The 16,315-nt window shown below is 67.2% G+C and carries 16 protein-coding genes and 1 pseudogene; 9 read left to right on the plus strand and 8 right to left on the minus strand.

The window, feature by feature from the left end:
- Window positions 1-10: 10 nt before the first annotated feature.
- From FND50_RS19010 to FND50_RS19020, 3 genes are all read right to left on the minus strand, one after another.
- Entirely contained in the window at window positions 11-253 is a 243-nt protein-coding gene (locus tag FND50_RS19010; protein WP_144286712.1) for a PLDc N-terminal domain-containing protein, read from the minus strand.
- Window positions 254-327: 74 nt separating this feature from the next.
- On the minus strand, window positions 328-870 hold the full coding sequence (locus tag FND50_RS19015) for a flavodoxin domain-containing protein (RefSeq protein ID WP_144286713.1): 543 nt from the start codon (window positions 868-870) through the stop codon (window positions 328-330).
- Window positions 867-2,363, minus strand: coding sequence for a DUF4389 domain-containing protein (locus FND50_RS19020; RefSeq protein WP_144286714.1), 1,497 nt, complete (start codon window positions 2,361-2,363; stop codon window positions 867-869). Before FND50_RS19020 ends, FND50_RS19015 begins: the two co-directional genes overlap by 4 nt.
- Window positions 2,364-2,550: 187 nt before the next feature.
- Between FND50_RS19020 and FND50_RS19025 the strand changes: the two genes are divergently transcribed.
- Window positions 2,551-3,480 (plus strand): ABC transporter ATP-binding protein, encoded by a 930-nt coding sequence (locus tag FND50_RS19025; protein WP_144286715.1) that lies wholly within the window; start codon window positions 2,551-2,553, stop codon window positions 3,478-3,480.
- Window positions 3,477-5,118: pseudogene (locus tag FND50_RS19030) on the plus strand (ABC transporter permease). Before FND50_RS19025 ends, FND50_RS19030 begins: the two are co-directional and overlap by 4 nt.
- Window positions 5,119-5,157: 39 nt before the next feature.
- On the opposite strand, the gene FND50_RS19035 reads toward FND50_RS19030, so the two are convergent.
- Window positions 5,158-5,697, minus strand: coding sequence for a TetR/AcrR family transcriptional regulator (locus FND50_RS19035; RefSeq protein WP_144286716.1), 540 nt, complete (start codon window positions 5,695-5,697; stop codon window positions 5,158-5,160).
- 53 nt (window positions 5,698-5,750) lie between these two features.
- Here FND50_RS19035 and FND50_RS19040 point away from each other — a divergent pair, with 53 nt between their 5' ends.
- On the plus strand, window positions 5,751-6,716 hold the full coding sequence (locus tag FND50_RS19040; RefSeq protein ID WP_144286717.1) for an alpha/beta fold hydrolase: 966 nt from the start codon (window positions 5,751-5,753) through the stop codon (window positions 6,714-6,716).
- On the opposite strand, the gene FND50_RS19045 is transcribed toward FND50_RS19040, so the two are convergent.
- Window positions 6,692-7,438 carry a response regulator transcription factor gene (locus FND50_RS19045; RefSeq protein ID WP_144286718.1) on the minus strand — a complete coding sequence of 249 codons (747 nt, stop codon included), beginning with the start codon at window positions 7,436-7,438 and terminating at the stop codon, window positions 6,692-6,694. The genes FND50_RS19040 and FND50_RS19045 overlap by 25 nt on opposite strands.
- Window positions 7,439-7,597: 159 nt before the next feature.
- Here FND50_RS19045 and FND50_RS19050 point away from each other — a divergent pair, with 159 nt between their 5' ends.
- A complete protein-coding gene (locus FND50_RS19050) occupies window positions 7,598-8,446 on the plus strand; it encodes an alpha/beta fold hydrolase (RefSeq protein ID WP_144286719.1) in 849 nt (282 codons plus the stop codon).
- Here the strand turns inward: FND50_RS19050 and FND50_RS19055 are convergent.
- Window positions 8,406-9,113, minus strand: a complete 708-nt coding sequence (locus FND50_RS19055; protein ID WP_144286720.1) for a hypothetical protein — start codon at window positions 9,111-9,113, stop codon at window positions 8,406-8,408. The genes FND50_RS19050 and FND50_RS19055 overlap by 41 nt on opposite strands.
- A 249-nt stretch (window positions 9,114-9,362) precedes the next feature.
- Here FND50_RS19055 and FND50_RS19060 point away from each other — a divergent pair, with 249 nt between their 5' ends.
- Both FND50_RS19060 and FND50_RS19065 read left to right on the plus strand, forming a co-directional pair.
- A complete protein-coding gene (locus FND50_RS19060; RefSeq protein WP_144286721.1) occupies window positions 9,363-10,841 on the plus strand; it encodes an MFS transporter in 1,479 nt (492 codons plus the stop codon).
- A gap of 158 nt (window positions 10,842-10,999) precedes the next feature.
- A complete protein-coding gene (locus FND50_RS19065) occupies window positions 11,000-11,425 on the plus strand; it encodes a hypothetical protein (RefSeq protein ID WP_144286722.1) in 426 nt (141 codons plus the stop codon).
- 41 nt (window positions 11,426-11,466) lie between these two features.
- Here FND50_RS19065 and FND50_RS19070 read toward each other — a convergent pair whose 3' ends face one another.
- Window positions 11,467-12,003 carry a carboxymuconolactone decarboxylase family protein gene (locus tag FND50_RS19070; RefSeq protein WP_144286723.1) on the minus strand — a complete coding sequence of 179 codons (537 nt, stop codon included), beginning with the start codon at window positions 12,001-12,003 and terminating at the stop codon, window positions 11,467-11,469.
- Window positions 12,004-12,135: 132 nt separating this feature from the next.
- Here FND50_RS19070 and FND50_RS19075 point away from each other — a divergent pair, with 132 nt between their 5' ends.
- Entirely contained in the window at window positions 12,136-13,296 is a 1,161-nt protein-coding gene (locus FND50_RS19075; protein WP_144286724.1) for a zinc-binding dehydrogenase, read from the plus strand.
- Window positions 13,297-13,309: 13 nt separating this feature from the next.
- The gene (locus FND50_RS19080) at window positions 13,310-14,191 is read left to right on the plus strand and encodes a DUF4436 family protein (RefSeq protein ID WP_144286725.1); all 882 of its coding nucleotides are present in this window, start codon (window positions 13,310-13,312) and stop codon (window positions 14,189-14,191) included.
- Here FND50_RS19080 and FND50_RS19085 read toward each other — a convergent pair.
- Complete coding sequence (locus FND50_RS19085; RefSeq protein ID WP_005561455.1) at window positions 14,188-14,748, minus strand: ABATE domain-containing protein; 561 nt, start codon at window positions 14,746-14,748, stop codon at window positions 14,188-14,190. The genes FND50_RS19080 and FND50_RS19085 overlap by 4 nt on opposite strands.
- A 152-nt stretch (window positions 14,749-14,900) precedes the next feature.
- Here FND50_RS19085 and FND50_RS19090 point away from each other — a divergent pair, with 152 nt between their 5' ends.
- Window positions 14,901-16,298, plus strand: coding sequence for an MFS transporter (locus FND50_RS19090; RefSeq protein WP_144286726.1), 1,398 nt, complete (start codon window positions 14,901-14,903; stop codon window positions 16,296-16,298).
- The last annotated feature ends 17 nt before the right edge of the window (window positions 16,299-16,315 follow it).

A 16,315-nucleotide genomic window follows, 5' to 3' on the forward strand; every position in this document is an offset into this window, starting at 1 on the left:
TTCCGGCCCTTCATCGTGCCTCCTCCGGGGTGCGGCGAGCCCACCGGAAATACGCAATGGGTCCGATGAAGTTCACCGCGATCACGGCAGCCCAAATAGTTCGGCTCCCCCTGATCTCGCGGGGATCACGCTTCGCCAGATCCGCCCACGCCGCCACGGCCAGCCCTAATTGCACCGCCGCCGCCACGACCAGCGCGGCGCGCTGCGGCGTTGTCAGACTCTCCCACGTCACACGCCTCTTCACTGGACTCATCGATGCTCCTCCGATCTCACCTCCACCGGCCCGGCACCGCGAGAGCAATGCCTCCGCGGCGCCGACCACTGGGTCTAGGTCCGTCTTTCGGTGTCCCGGGTCGATTCGGCGGCGATGGTGCCTGCCCACGCGCACACGTCCGACCAGTCCCGGGCGTCGCCGTAGTGCCCACCCATGAGCGTGAAGACGACTCGCCCGAATCCTGGCCAATCACCCGGGGCGATCGCCCCGGCGAAGAATCGGTGGTCGCGCACGTCGGCCGCATCCCGCAGCAACTGCACCGCTCGAGGCTCCGGTGTCATGCGACGAAGAAGACGCGCCAGCCGCTTGGACAGAGTCGTGCTGGTGACGCCCACCGACGACACCGAGAACGCCCATACTCGCTTCCCCTCGAATTGCGACCGCAGGCGCTCGACCGCGTCGGAAGCGTCGGCGAGCCACTGCCCGTCATGGATCGCGCTTCCGAGAACGATCACGTCGTAGGAGTGCACATGTGACACATCCGCGGCCGCCCGCACATCGACTTCCTGCCCGAAACCTTCGATACACGACCCGAGTCTCTCGGCTATCCCGCGGGTCGAGCCCTTCGCTGTCGCGTACGCTACCAGTACTTTCATGGGCGCGGCCTTTCCGGAGAGGTGTCGGCACCGGAATCGGCTCCGCCCGAGTGAGGCGTGGGCTCATCTGGCTCGAACGGTCCCTGATCGAGGCGGAACGGTGGGTACTCGTCCCGCATCAGGGTCGCGTAGGCCGCGACGCGAAACGCCCAGCGGTTGATGCCCATCACGAAGTCGAACAGACCGTGTGGGTACCGTCCGGTGAAGAGAAGCGCAATTGCCGAGAAGGTCACCACGAGACCGAGCAGAGAACCGAAGAGCCACGTCTGCCCGTAGTGCGCACCGTCGGTGGCGAACGCTCCGGCACGCCAGCTCCCGAACCACCCTCCCGCGAGTAGCGACAGGATCAGGTAGTGCGGGATCGCCAACAGCCACCACTTCACGAGCACCAGTCCGCGGGACAGCCGCACGGGATAGTCGACGTCGAAGTCCGCCGGATAGTCGGTACGTTTCAGGGTGAAGGGTGGGTAGCGGTCCGTCGCCAGGGCCGAGTAGGTATAGAACTGCACGCGCCACCACCACCGGAGAACGCCGACGCCGAAGTCGAAGAGGGCCCGCGGATACCGCGCCGTGAACAGGATCACGAATCCGGACACCAGGGTGGTGACGACGAACGCGACCCCGAGGAAGAAGAGCACGAAGTAGTGCGGGATCGCCAGTAACCACTTCACCAGCCACAGCCATCGCGACAGTGGCTCGTCGAGTTCACCCACGAGACGAGTGGGATAGACGGTCCATGGAACCTGGGGGTGGGTGACGTCGCCGGCGAACGTGTCGCCGGCTGCGTCCCGTCCGACGGGATGCGGTTGCGGCGGACCGTGCCGACCCAGACCGATCGCTCCTGCCACGATCAACGGGATTCCGATGATCAGAAAGACGACTGCGCCGATCAGGACACTCAGAGCGAGCGGTCCGAGGAAGGCGAGGCGTGCCCCGGCCTGAATGTCGGCGGACACCCCGGGGGTGGCGTCGGCATTCATCACGACAGCCGTCCAGGCACCCTGCTGCAGCTCCCAGCGCACTTCTTGTGTGCCGGGACCCGCTGAAGAGGTCGACCAGAACGACTGCGCCCCTGGTGCTTCCGCGGGCCGGGTTCCAGGAATCTGCCGATAGGTCGGTCGGAACGGATCGAAGTGCACGTCTGTCACCTCGGTGCGAGCAACGTCGGTGAAGTACTTGTCGACCTCGTCACGAGGGCCGATCCCGATGAAGATCTCCTGGCTGGGATCGGTCGCGGTGGCTCGCAGCAATACCCGGCCGAGGTCCTCGGTGCTGAACCCTTCCGGCAAGTCGGCGCCCTCGAAGAGATCGACCTTCTCCGATACCAGGGCACTTTCACTCGTCTCGAAGTGCTCACGCGGCGAGGTGAAGTGCCCACCGTCGCGTTGCATGAAGTAGGCCCACCCCAGAAACACCGCGGCAGTGAGCAGCGCGAACCCGGTCAGGGCGCTCAGACAGCCCAAGACGAGAACAGCCACTCTGCCGGTTCGCACAGGAAATTCCTCCCGGTCCGTGTCCCCGAAGTCTCAGTGTGGGTCCTGGCTCCATCGGCGCGTCAGGGTCATTGGTCACCACCTCGCCCGATGGTCGCGCGTGTTTGCGGCAACGAAAGAACGCGGACGAAAGGCCCTAGTACACCGGCCGGTGGATCAGCGACAGTTGAGCAGGACAGGAGCTGACATGCACCACGTCATAGAAGTGCACAGTCTTCACAAACACTTCGGTCACGTTCACGCACTGGACGGGTTGGATCTCACCGTCGACAAAGGCGAGATCCACGGTTTCCTCGGGCCGAACGGTTCCGGAAAATCCACCACCATCCGTGTACTGCTCGGGATCCTGCGTGCCACGTCGGGTCAGGCCCGGATGCTCGGTCGCGATCCGTGGTCCGATGCAGTCACGCTTCACCGTGAAGTGGCCTACGTGCCCGGCGACGTCACACTGTGGCCGTCCTTGTCCGGTGGCGAAACGATCGACCTGCTGGCACGATTGCGCGGCGGACTCGACGAACAACGCCGCGGAGAACTCATCGATCGGTTCGATCTGGATCCGCGCAAGAAGGCGCGGAGCTACTCCAAAGGTAACCGGCAGAAGGTAGCCCTGGTGTCGGCCCTCTCGTCACACGCCAGAGTTCTGCTCCTCGACGAACCCACCTCCGGTCTGGACCCATTGATGGAGCAAGTCTTCCGCGAGTGCGCCCGCGAAGCGGTCGACCGCGGCGCCACCATCCTGTTGTCGAGCCACATCCTCTCCGAGGTCGAGGCGCTCTGCCATCGGGTGACGATCATCCGTGAAGGCAAGACAGTCGACAGCGGCGCCGTCGACTCGATGCGTCACCTCAGCCGCACTTCGATCACCGCCGAACTGCTCGGCGACCCGGGCGACCTGCACCACATCCCCGGCGTCGCGGATATCGTGATCAGCGGCAGCTCGCTGCAGTGTCAGGTCGACAGCGCAGGCCTCGGCCGGCTGATCCGGGTGCTCGGGGACACCGGTGTCCGAAGCCTGGTCAGCACGCCGCCCACGTTGGAGGAGTTGTTCCTGCGGCACTATCGGGTGGGTGGCGCCCCGGACGAGCCGACAGCCGGCAGGGTGAAGGAGCGGACATGACCACCGCGTCCGTGACCGGCCCCCGCGACGCTGCCGGGGTGCGCGCGGAGCTCACTGCGGACTTCGCCGGCACACTGCACCTTCTTCGACTCTGCCTGCGCCGCGACAGGGTCGTGCTTCCGTTGTGGACCGTGATCATCGGCGTACTGATGCCGATCACCTATGCCGGCAGCATCAAATCGGTCTACCCGACGGCGGCCGATCTGGCGAAGTTTGCGGCGGCGACCGCCGCCAGTCCCGCCCAGATCGCCATACGGACCCATATTCAACCCCAGTCCCGGGGCGGTGGCGATCTGGAAGGCCGGGGCGCTGTACACCGTGATCGCCGTCGCGGTGATCCTGACCGTGATCCGGCACACCCGGGCCGAGGAGGAATCCGGTCGCGCCGAGCTGATCGATTCGACCGCGGTCGGCCGATACTCCGGACTGACCGCCGCGATCGTCGTGGCCGCGGGTGCGTCGATCGTGACGGGCACCGCATTCGCCGTCGTGTTGCGCATGTTCGACCTGCCGCCGGCCGGCTCGATCGGCTACGGAGCCGCCCTGGCCGCAAGCGGTCTCGTGTTCACCGGCGTAGCCGCCGTCGCCGCGCAGTTGACCACCTCCGCCCGCACGGCCCGCGGCGTCGCGCTGGGCGCACTCGGAGTGTTCTTTGCGCTCCGCGCCGTCGGTGATGCCGGTTCCGGGACATTGTCGTGGTGGTCGCCGCAGGGCTGGTCGTTGCAGCTGCGCCCGTTCGCCGAGGAGCGGTGGTGGGTTCTCCTGCTGCATGTGGCAGCGACCGCGGCGTCGACCGCCGGCGCCTACGTGCTGCTTCGCCGCCGCGACGTCGGTGGCGGACTCATCGCGGAACGCCCCGGCGGCGAGACCGCCGGGCCGGCTCTCGCGGGGCCCATCGGTCTGGCGTGGCGGATGCACCGCGGGACACTGCTCGCGTGGACCGTCGCCCTGCTCCTGTACGGACTGTTGTTCGGCAGTGCCGCCCACGGACTCGGCAACCAACTCGGCGACAGCCGGACGATCAACGACTTCCTTGCCCGCCTCGGCGGAAATGCAACCGTGGAGGACGTCTTCGTCGCCTTCGCGCTCACCATGCTGGGCATCGCCGCGTCGGCATACGCGATTTCCGCCGCCCTCCGGCTCCATTACGAGGAAACCGCGCAACGCAGCGAGCCGGTGATCGCGGGCGCGGTCGGCCGCGTCCGGTGGGCACTGAGCCACCTGCTGTTCGCGGTGCTCGGCCCAGCCGTCGCCATCGTCGTCGCCGGGGTCGCCGTCGGAGTGACGTACGGCGCGTCCGTCGGGGACACCGCGGACAAGCTCCCCGCGACGGTCGCCGGCGCACTGGTTCAACTTCCCGCGATCTGGATAGCGGCCGGAGTAGCCGTGGCACTGTTCGGACTGCTGCCCCGCCTCGCGCCCGCCGCATGGGCCGTCTATGTAGCGTTCATCCTGATCTTCACGGTCGGCTCCCTCGCCGGCCTCCCGGCCTGGGTCCTCGACCTGGAACCATTCGGTCACCTTCCGACACTTCCTGGTGGGGCGTTCGACCCGGCACCGATCGTGTGGGAATCGGTCATCGCGGCCGCACTCGTCACAGTCGGATTGATCGGCTTCCGCCGACGCGACCTGAGGTGACCGCTCTGGCTAGCGACTCTCGGCGGCGAACGCGGGACGTCAGTTCAGCGCAGCCCGCACCACCAGTGTGAACGTCGGCCGCGGATCCGTGGTGTCCCACCGGGCGATGCGATGCAGGATCACCCCCTCTGCGCAGGCCATGACCGCGGTGGCGGCGGTCTGCGGATCCCGTGCTCCCAGCCGGTGGAATGCCGAGACCGCCGAAGCCTCCATGGCTGTGCGTCCGCGCGCCAGCACTTCCCGGAGAGCAGGGTCGTGGCTGGCCTCCAGGAACAGGACCAGCCGGGCGGCGGTGACGGTTCGGTTGGCGACGGTCGTGTAGTCGATCAGACGGCAGAGCGCGTCGACGAGGTCGTCTGCGGATGACGGTGCCAGCACGCCGACTTCGGACATCTCGCGTTCCACGATCGCGTCGACGGTGCCGGTGAGCAGCGCCGCCCGGGTACGGAAGTAGTTGGACGTGGTTCCCTTCGGGAGGTCGGCGCGTTCGTCGACCCGGGCGTGGGTGAGCGATCGCAGACCCTCGGTTCCGACCAGGTCGATCGCTGCGTCGAGCGCTCTCGTTCTCGTTGGCGTCACACCGTTACTATAAACATAGTGACTTGGCACTATGATCGTAGTAATGTGAGGTCATGAGACACGCGGCCCGCGAAAACGACAGACTTTCCGGCCCGAACGGCGAGCCGGACAACACCTTTCCTGCATTGGACGGTGTCCGGCACCGCTACCTCCGACTCCCCGGCCTGCGCATGCACGTGGCCGAGGCCGGTCACGGCGAACCGGTGGTGCTGCTCCACGGCTTCCCCCAGCACTGGTGGGAGTGGCGCGGAATACTCCCGGGGCTGACCGCGCACTACCGGGTGATCTGCCCGGATCTTCGCGGCGCCGGCTGGACCGACGCCCCGCCCACCGGATACGACTGCGAGAAGTTGCTCGCCGACGTCGTGGCGCTGCTGGACGCACTCGAACTCGACCGGGTCTGCCTGATCGCGCACGACTGGGGCGCACTGCTCGGATACGAGCTGTGCCTGAGCGCGCCCCACCGTGTCCGGAAGTACGTGAGCCTCGGCGCCCCTCACCCGTTCGTGCGGTTCGACCCACGGCTGCTGCTGACGATCGCCCGGCACGGCTGGTTCCAACCCGTGATCGCCGCACCGTTCCTCGGTCCACGCCTGCTCGGCCGGGGACATCAACGGCTGACCTACCACGTGCTGCGGGGTTTCACCACGAACCGGAACGCCTGGTCGGAGCGGGACATCGAACTGTTCGCCGAACGGCTGCGCGAACCGGCCCGCGCCGACGCGGCGTCCGCTCTCTACCGCTGCTTCATCATGCGCGAGGCCGCGCGGATCATGACCGGCACGTACAGGCACTGCCGGCTCAGCACCCCCACCCGGGCGCTCATCGGCGCCGAAGACCCCATCGTACGCCCGGAGTTCCTCGGCGGATTCGAGGAGCGCACCGACGACTTCGGTGTCGAATTCGTCGACGGCGCCGCACATTTCCTCGTCGACGAGACGCCGGATGTCGTGCTCGAACGGGCGCTCGAATTCTTCGCGCAGCCGGGTCCGTGTCACGAGGCGGCGACAGGCACCTGACGGACGGAATCGATGCTCCCCGGACGTTCGACCTCGCCGAGCGCGAATCCCACGCCGCGCACGGTGTGGACGACGTACGGCGATCCGACGGCCACCAGCTTCCGCCGCAGCGAGCAGACATAGGCATTGAGGACGTTCGTCTTCGATTCGACCGTCACACCCCACACCATGAGCATGAGGTCGCGGCGGGTGACGACTCGGCCGACATTCTGGGCGAGCACGGTGAAGAGGACGAATTCCGTCCTGGTCAGGGTGGTGCGCAGCCCGTCGTGGTCGGGTTCGTGCGGCTCCTCGCACAGGCAGACGTCCTGCGCGCCGGCAGGTGCCTGTGCGGACACGTCGGGCTTCACCCGGCGGAGGATCGCGCGGAGCCGTGCGACGAGTTCGTCCGCCCCGACCGGCATCTCCATCACGTCATCGGCGCCGGCCTCGAGGAGGTCACTGCGGCGGTCGCCGGAACGGAAGGTGCCGATCACCACGATGGCGAGCGCGAATCGCATCGCTTTCAACGCCCGCACCGTGGTGTCGGCGTCGAGATGCGGCGATCGCGCGTCGACGATGACCACGTCGGGAGGTTCGATCCGCGATCGCACCGGTTCCGCGTACGTCCTCGTGACGAAGAATCCCCCATCCCGAAGGCGGTCGACGAGAGATGTCTCGACGTCGGCGTCGATCAGCAGAACACGCGGACGCGCGATGGCCGGGCTCGACACAGAGTTCATGCGGGTTCCTCCTGCTTTTCGAGCCTTGCGTTGGGGTGCCAGCTAGATCAACCGGGGGCTGAGATCAAGTTCCCACGCCGCAGTTGATGACGATATCGAGCGAAACTCCCCTATCGTTACCGAAGAGGCCGCAGCATCACCCGATCGGGAGGTCGTTGTATGTCCCAACTCCAGCACCTCGCACTGCACGGGGAGGCAGTCGCATACCGGATGAGCGGTGAGGGCGAGGCACTGCTGCTCGTCCACGGGATGGCGGGAAGTTCTGCGACGTGGCGTGCGATTCTTCCGCAGTTGGCGCAGCGGTACCGGGTCCTGGTGCCGGACCTGCCCGGCCACGGTGATTCCGCGAAGCCTCGCGGCGACTACTCGCTGGGCGCGTTCGCCGCCTGGCTGCGCGACCTCCTGCACGAATTGGACATCGAACGGGTGACCGTGATCGGTCAATCCCTCGGCGGCGGGGTGGCGATGCAGTTCAGCTACCAGCATCCCGAGCTGTGTGACCGACTGGTCCTCATCGGCAGCGGCGGACTGGGACCGGACGTGAACTGGACCCTGCGGTTGCTGGCGGCGCCGGGGTCCGAGTTTCTCCTGCCGTTGGTGGCGCCCCCGGTGGTTCGTGACGCCGGCAACAAGGTCCGTGGCTGGCTTTCGGCGGTCGGGATCCACTCGGTACGCGGCGACGAGATGTGGAACGCCTACTCGTCACTGTCCGATTCGGCCACCCGGCAGGCGTTTCTGCGGACGCTCCGAGCAGTCGTCGACCATCGGGGGCAGGCGGTGAGCGCGCTGAGCCGCCTGTACCTGAACGAGGGTCTCCCGACGCAACTGATCTGGGGCGATTCGGACGGCATCATCCCGGTCGCGCACGGATATGCGGCGCACGAGGCGATTCCCGGGAGCCGGCTCGCCGTCCTCGACGGGGTCGGGCACTATCCCCACCTCGAGGATCCCGCCGCGGTGGTCGAGATCATCGACGACTTCGTCTCCACGACGCCGGCGCGGACCTGAGCGATCGGTCGGCGACCGCGCTCGCGCGGCGTCCGGTGACCAGAATGTAGACGCTGACCAGCAGCACCCACGCCGGGAATGCCAATGTCGTCCACAGGCTGAAGTCGACGATCACCAGCAGAGCCAGAGCCAGCAAATACGTGGTCACGACGAGCCATCGCGGCATCAGGCCGGTCCGCAGCCAGATCGTCCCCAGCGAGATCATGAACACCGCGGCCATACGCAGCGCGTAGACGTGGTTGATCTGCAGCATGATCTCGCGGCCGAAGTAGACGATCTCGTTCGCGGAGCTGCCCGAGTGGCGGGCAATGGCGAGTACGCCGCCCGCCACCCCCATCGAGACGAAACCCATCGCGAGAAACAGCAATCCGCTGCCGAGGAACACCGTCGCGAAGAATCGGTCCTCGAGGTCACCGAGCCGGTCGCGGATGACGCCGATGAACCAGAGGAACGCGATCCCCGCGAACGGAGCAAGCAGCAGGGCCGCCTTGATCCGCGTCTCGCCGCTCCCCACCCAGGGTGTTTCGTCGAACGGGTCCGCCGGCAGCGCGGTCCGCAGCAGAACGAGGCTGGTTGCGAACAGCACGGCGAAGACGATCCCCGCGACGGCCGCCGAGCGTGGCGTTCTCAGCCGGTGGAACTCCTTCTCGCGCTGTGTTTCGGCCATGAGTCGATCATGGCTCGAGTGGGGACCGGGAACCACCGATTCGCGTCAACCGGCGAACACGCACTCCGGTCGGTTTCCCGCTGGGCGGAACGCCGCATGGCGTGCCGCATCCCCGAGAACTGTGATGTCAATTACACATTCACGAGACTTCGACCACCGAATGTGACCACCCACCCCTACCGCCCGGCTCGGGCCGCCGCTGTGCCGCGGCACCGCCCCGAGTCCCGGGCAGGTATTCGAAAGGACCCGATGATGGTCACCCATGCGACCACCGAGCGATGGACGCCCCGCCTGATCTTCTCGCTCGCCTCGATCGTGTTGCTTCTGGAGATGCTCGCGGTCAGCTACATGATGATCTCGATCGCATTGCCGCAGATCGTCACCCACTACCGGACGACCCAGGGCGCGTGGTTGCTCACGTCGTTCCTGCTGGTGGGAGCGATCACCTGCCCGCTGATCGGCAAGCTCGCCGACACGCACGGCAAGCGCAAGCTCCTGCTGACGGCCGTGGGCCTGTCGGCGCTCGGGTCGCTGATCTCGGCGATAGCACCGACGTACGCAGTGCTGATCGCCGGCCGCGCACTCACCGGTCTGCTCGTGCCCTGCCTGTTCCTGAGCTACTCGCTCATCCGTGACGTCTTCCCCGCCCGGACTGTGGCGTTGGCGGTCAGCATCGCCACGAGCGGCATGGGACTCATCGCGATCCCCGCGCCGTTCTTCACCGGCTGGTTGATCGACAATTTCGGCTTCCGGAGTATCTTCTGGTTCTTCGTCGCCGGCCTGGTGAGCCTCAGCGTCCTGATCCGGGCGACGACCGGGGAGTCGCCCGTGCGCCTGCGCTCCCGCATCGACCTGATCGGTGCGGCGCTCCTCGGCGCCGGACTCGCCGGCATCCTCGTCGGGGTGAGCTTCGGGCCCTCGTGGGGCTGGACGTCGGGGTCGACGATCGGATTCATCGCCGGCGGTGTGGCCCTGCTGGTGGCGTGGATCGTGTCCGCACGCCTGCTCGCGGACCCACTGATCGACATCCGGTTCTTCGGTAAGCGGCCGGTGTTCCTGACGGCACTCGGCGCGGGCTTCTGCTACGGCACGTCCTCGGTGTTCACGATCATGCTCCCGATGATGTGCATGACCCCGGCGATCCTGGGTCTCGGTTACGGATTCGGCATCAGCGCAGAGGGATTCGCGATCTTCCAGGCACCGTTGGGTGGCGCCGTGGTAATCGGCGGACTCGTCGTCGGAACCCTGGTTCCCCGGAACGTCCGCCCCCGGGTCCTGATGGTCGTGGGCATGCTCGTGATGGCCGCCGCCTGCCTGCTCACGGCGATGATCCACGACGACAAGGCACTCCTGATCGGATTCGCCGCACTCCTCGGCGTGGGAATGGGCATGGGGTACGCCTCCATCCCGAACCTGCTCATCGCCGCGGTGCCGCCGCAATTGCAGGCGACGACGGCGAGCATGGTGGCGGTGTTCCAGAGCATCCTGCCCGCCATCCTTCCGGTGATCGCCTTCTCGGTGTTGAACTCGCACATCGCGACCGTCATGCAGGGGGCGGTCTTCTACACGGACACCGGCATCACGATCGCGTTCGTGATCGGCGCGATCTCCGCACTACTGGGCGCGATCGTGGCCTTCGCGTTGCCCCGCCGGATTTCGCAGCTGAGCGCACCCGGTTCGGGGTCAGAGGCCGCCGACACGGACGGGGCCGTCGTCCTCGCCCACTGAGCCGCCGGTCACGCACCGTCGTCGCCGCGGCTCCGCGAGGGGCGCGGCGACGATCAGCAGGCGCCCCTGCTTCGTCGAAACCGCTCCCGGCCGTCGACCGAGTGGGAGGCTGGGAGAGGCACAGTTCTCTGGTTCGACCCGGACGGTAGGAGACCACCATGCGACTGACGAGACTCGGCGACCTTCCCGCACGCATCGCGACCGGGGGCTTCATCCTCCACACGGGGATTCAGAAACGGTCGGCGGACACACAGACCGCCGAGACCATCCACGCGATGGCGGCGGGAGCGTTCCCGTTCCTGAATGCGATTCCGCCGGAACGATTCGTCAGGTTCCTGTCGATCGCCGAGATAGGCACGGGCGCAGCGCTACTCACCCCGTTCGTGCCCACCGCGGTGGCCGGGGCGGCGCTCACCGGGTTCTCCGGCGGCCTCGTGGCGATGTACGCGAGAACACCCGCGCTGCGCAACCCCGGCAGCATCTGGCCCAACGACAACGGCATCGCCGTCGCCAAGGACGTGTGGATGCTCGGCATCGGGCTGGGTTTCGTGCTCGACGGGTTGTCGCGTTCCCGCTGCCGCTGACTATCTGGCGTCGATCGGACCGAGTTCGGAGACTCCGTCGGCTACCGCTCGGGCACGACGCAGAAGTCGCTCTCGGAGAAACCCGAGGGACGCACACCGAGCGCCTGATTGAGACGTCCGCGGTGGTTCTCCCAGGCGATGGCCGCGGCGAGTTCGGTCAGTTGCGCCTCGGAGAACTCTGCGAGCAGTGCGCGTCGCAGGTCCTCGCCGATGTGGGCGGGCGTGCGGGTGATGGCCTCGGCGAACTCCAGCACCAGCTTCTCGGTGTCGTCGAATTCGCTGCTCTCACGAAATGTCGGGAGGGCGCGCAACTGGGCGTCACTCACTCCGAGAGCGCGGCTGAATGCCGATCCGATGTCGAGGCAGTACTCGCAGTTGGTCAGCGCGGCCGCTTTGATCTCGCCGAGCGCCTTGAGGCGGGGGTCGACCCTGGCGCTGGTCGCGAGCGCGAACTCGTGGAACCCGACAGCGGCGAGTTGCTGCGGACGGCGCCGCAACCAGCGCAACAGGTCTGACCGGTTGCGGCGGGCGGTGGGAAAGACGCGACGAAACGAGTCCATCTGACCGAGGACGCTCATGCTGTCGGTCTACACCCATCGCCGGGACGGGACAACCCCTGTGGCGACCATTCGGCAATCGTGGTGTGTGGGCGTCGGGAGTGTTCTACGTTCGGAGCGGAGGCCCAACGCGCCGCACCCGAGGAGCCCAGCATGAAGGCTGTCATCTGCACCGAGACTCGCCTGGAGGTGGGTGACATCCCGGCTCCGATCCCGGCCCGGGGTCAGGTGCTGATCGATGTGTCCCGGTGCGGGATCTGCGGCTCGGACCTGCACGCCCGCGTGCACGCCGACGAGATGGCGGAACTGGCGGCCGAGACCGGCTACCGCGACTTCATGCGCTCCCACCAGCGAGTCGTACTCGGGCACGAGTTCAGCGGCACCATTGCGCACTACGGGCCCGGCTGCCGGAAACGGTGGCCGGTGGGTACCGCGGTGGTTGCGTTGCCCGTCGTCCGCACCGGTTCGGACATCCACCTGACCGGGCTGTCGGCCTCGGCTCCGGGCGGCTACGCGGAGCAGGTGGTGGTGCAGGAGTCGATGACCCTGCCGGTGCCCAACGGGCTGTCGGCGGAGAAGGCCGCGCTGACCGAGCCGATGGCGGTGGCGTGGCACGCGGTGCGGAAGGGTGACGTCGGCAGGCGCCGGACCGCGATCGTCATCGGATGCGGCCCGATTGGTCTCGCCGTGATCAGCATGCTGAAGGCGTCCGGCGTCCGCGCCGTGGTGGCCGCCGACTTCTCCACCCGTCGGCGGGAACTCGCCCGGCAATGCGGTGCCGACGTCGTGGTCGATCCTGCCGCGGCGTCGCCCTGGACGTCGTATCCGCGGCGCAGGGAGACGACCTCCATCACGGAGGTGCTCGCCCTCGGGCTGGACACCATGGAGAAGCTGCGTCGCATCCCGAAGCTGCCGTGGTGGCATGCCTTCACCCTCGCCGACGCGGTGGGCGCGACACCGTCCGGGCCGGTCGTCTTCGAGTGCGTCGGCATGCCCGGAGTCATCGACGGCATACTGGCCGGGGCGCCGCTGCGGTCACGTGTCGTCGTGGTCGGGGTCTGCATGGAGACCGACACCTTCCGGCCCGCACTGGCGATCAACAAGGAGATCGACCTTCGCTTCGCCATCGCCTACGATCCCCGCGAATTCCGCGACACACTCCAGATGCTCGCCGACGGAAAGGTCGATCCGACGCCGCTGATCACCGGCACGGTCGGGTTGGCCGGTGTCGAATCCGCGTTCACCGCGCTCGGCAGCCCCGAGATGCACGCGAAGATCCTGATCGACCCCGAGAACGTCTCCGCCACGCTGTGATTCGCCGACTTCCATGAACTCGAAACATCACCGCCTTCAGTGGGCCGTCCCGGCGCTTCTCCTCGCGCTGATCTACGCCGCGTCGCTCACCGTGTACGGGTTGAGCAGCCGCACCGGCGACGACGACGGACCGTTCGAGATCGGTAGCGACGAGGTCGTGGTCCTCGTGACGGCGAAGTCGCTGCAGCCGACGACCGACCGGGTGCAGGCCGAGGTGACGATCACCGTCGGTGAGAATTTCCTCCACGCCAACGGCGACACACTGAACCGGGACATCACGCTGCTTCTCATCCCGAGCACCAGCCACGAGGAGATCGTCTTCCGGGCGGGCGCCTCGGCCACGACCTTCGATACCGAGTTCATCGCCACCGGCAACGCGGCGTACTGGCCGTTCGACCGGTTCGAGGTGAATCCGATGGTGGTGGAGGCGTATCAGGGGCTCGGCGCCGACCGTGAACTGGTGCCCACGGCCCTGCTGCTGGAGGGCCGGGTCGACGGGTGGAAGGCACGCGCCGAGGCGGTGGCGGTCGACACGGACCTCTCCCGGAACGGCACCGGCGCCGCGCTGATGTTCGCGCGCACGGGCGGGAACCTGATCTACGCCGGAATCCTGCTGCTGATGATGACGATCCTGGCGAGCCTCGCCGCCTTCGTCGCGCTGCAGACGTTCCGCCGCAAGCGCGCCGTCAACACCGACATGCTGGGCTGGATGGCCGCGATGCTGTTCGCCGTCGTGCCGTTGCGCGGAATCCTGCCGGGAAGCCCGCCGATCGGATCATGGGTCGACATCGCCCTCACGGTGTGGGTGGTCTCCACACTCGTCGCATCGCTGGCCCTGTTCGTGTTCTGCTGGTGGCGGGACAGCGAAGCACCCGCCAGCCCTGATCGCCGCTAGTCGATGCTCTGCAATTTCTTGCGGCGGCGGTAGTCTGCGGCCTTGATCCGGTTGCCGCACTCCGCCATTCCGCACCAGCGGCGCGAGAAGCCGCGGGAGAGATCGACGAACAGCCGGGTGCAGTCCGGGTTCGAGCACTCCTTCACCTTCGCCATCGCCGGGGAGCCGATCAGATCGATGGCATCCCGGGCGAGGAGGCTCAATGCGTTGCCTGGTGTGCCGGTGCTGGTCGTATCGCCCTCGCGGGTGAGGGTGAGGGTGGGCAACGGACCCGCGGCGGCGGTGTTGAGGAGGCCGACCTCGGCTTCCGTCGCTCGGTGGGTGCTGCCGGTCAGCGCCGCACCGACGGCGCTGTAGATCGCCTCCCGGAGGTGCCGTGCGTCGCGGACGCTGTCGGCGGACGGCGGTTCCATCTCGTCGCACAGGTTCGCCCCGGCCACCCACCGGCGCAGATCGTCCGGATTCTCGAGCAGCTCGGTGCGCAGGGTCCGGCGCCACAGGATGGTGCCGGCGAAATCCAGGCAATGCCGTCCACTCACATACACGAACTCGTTCACGTCACCATCTTGACAGGTGACGCGAACGAGTTCAAACTTCTTCCATGATTCCCGTCACCCCCTGGGGTGGTGACGCTATCGAGGGTGATTCGTCTCGGTGCCAGCGACGGGACTCATTCACACAGCGTTCTCACCAAAGGAGCCCGGATTCCATGTACGACGATGCGCGCGTCCCAGCACCGACACGAGGGCCCACCGCGCCTCCCCTGACCACCGCCACGATCGCCGGCCGGATGGAACGACTGCCGTGGTGTCGTGTGCAACGAAACCTCTTCCTGGTGATTGCCACCGCCTGGTTCTTCGACTCGATCGACCTGGGCGCCATGACTTTCCTGCTGTCACCGATCAGCCACCACTTCTCGCTCACCGCAGCACAGACAGGGGTACTCGGCAGCGCAAGCTTCGCCGGAATGTTCTTCGGAGCCGTCGGGGCCGGTGCCATCGCCGACCGATTCGGACGCCAGCGGGTCTTCAAGTACAGCATCATCGCCTGGGGCCTGGCGAGCATCGGACTCGCCCTGTCGTGGAACTTCGAATCCCTGCTCAGCTTTCGATTCCTGCTCGGTGTCGGCATGGGAGCGGAGTTCCCGGTGGCCGCGGCAATCCTCGCCGAATTCATGCCCTCGTCGAAGCGCGGGCGCTACGCCGCCCTGCTCGAGGGTGCCTGGCCGATCGGCTTCATCACGGCCGGCGCGGTGTCCTACCTCCTGGTCGCCTCCACGTTCGGTTGGCGCGGATTCTTTCTCATGCAGGCCGCCCTGGCCGTGGTCGCGCTGATCATTCGGCGCAACCTGCCGGAGTCACCCCGGTGGCAGGTCTCCCGGGGGCACACGGCCGCAGCGGAACGCACCCTGGCCTCCATCGAAAGCGCGGTACGCGACGCGACCGGCCGGCCACTACCCGAGCCCGAACCCGTGCGCGGCGCGCACGGCGAGGACACCGGACGGGGAGGCTTCCGGGCACTCTTCCTTCCCGCACACAAAGCGCGCACCCTGACGGTATGGGCAGTGTGGTTTTGCCTGATGACCGGCTACTACGGGCTGACGACCTGGATCGGCAAGCTCCTGACCGACAACGGCCTCGACGTCGCCAAGAGCATCGGGTTCGTCCTCGCCATGGCCCTGTGGGGAATCCCCGGGTTCCTGTCGGCCGCGTACCTGATCGAGCGGCTCGGACGGCGCTACTGCCTGGCCGGGTACACCATCGGATCCGGCATCGCCGCCTTCTTCTACGGCCAGAGTTCGGGCACGTTCGAGCTGATCCTCGCCGGATCGTTCCTGCAGTTCTTCTTCTTCGGCATGTTCTCCTCGATCTTCGCCTACACCCCGGAACTGTTCCCCACCCGCAGCCGCGGCGCGGGAGTCGGCTCCGCCACCGCCCTGGGACGGCTGGGTTCGGTCTTCGGCCCCATCGCGGTCCCCTTCCTGCTCGGCTTCGGCGGCACCGGACTGGTCTTCTCCACGAGCGCGGTCCTGTTCGCGATCGGCGCGCTGATCGTGCTCACCCGCCTGCCCGAGACGAAAGACGCTGTCCTCGAACAGATCTACTGACTTTCAGCACACTCCCA

The organism is Rhodococcus sp. WB9 (assembly GCF_007558985.1).
Lineage (GTDB): Bacteria > Actinomycetota > Actinomycetes > Mycobacteriales > Mycobacteriaceae > Rhodococcus_F > Rhodococcus_F opacus.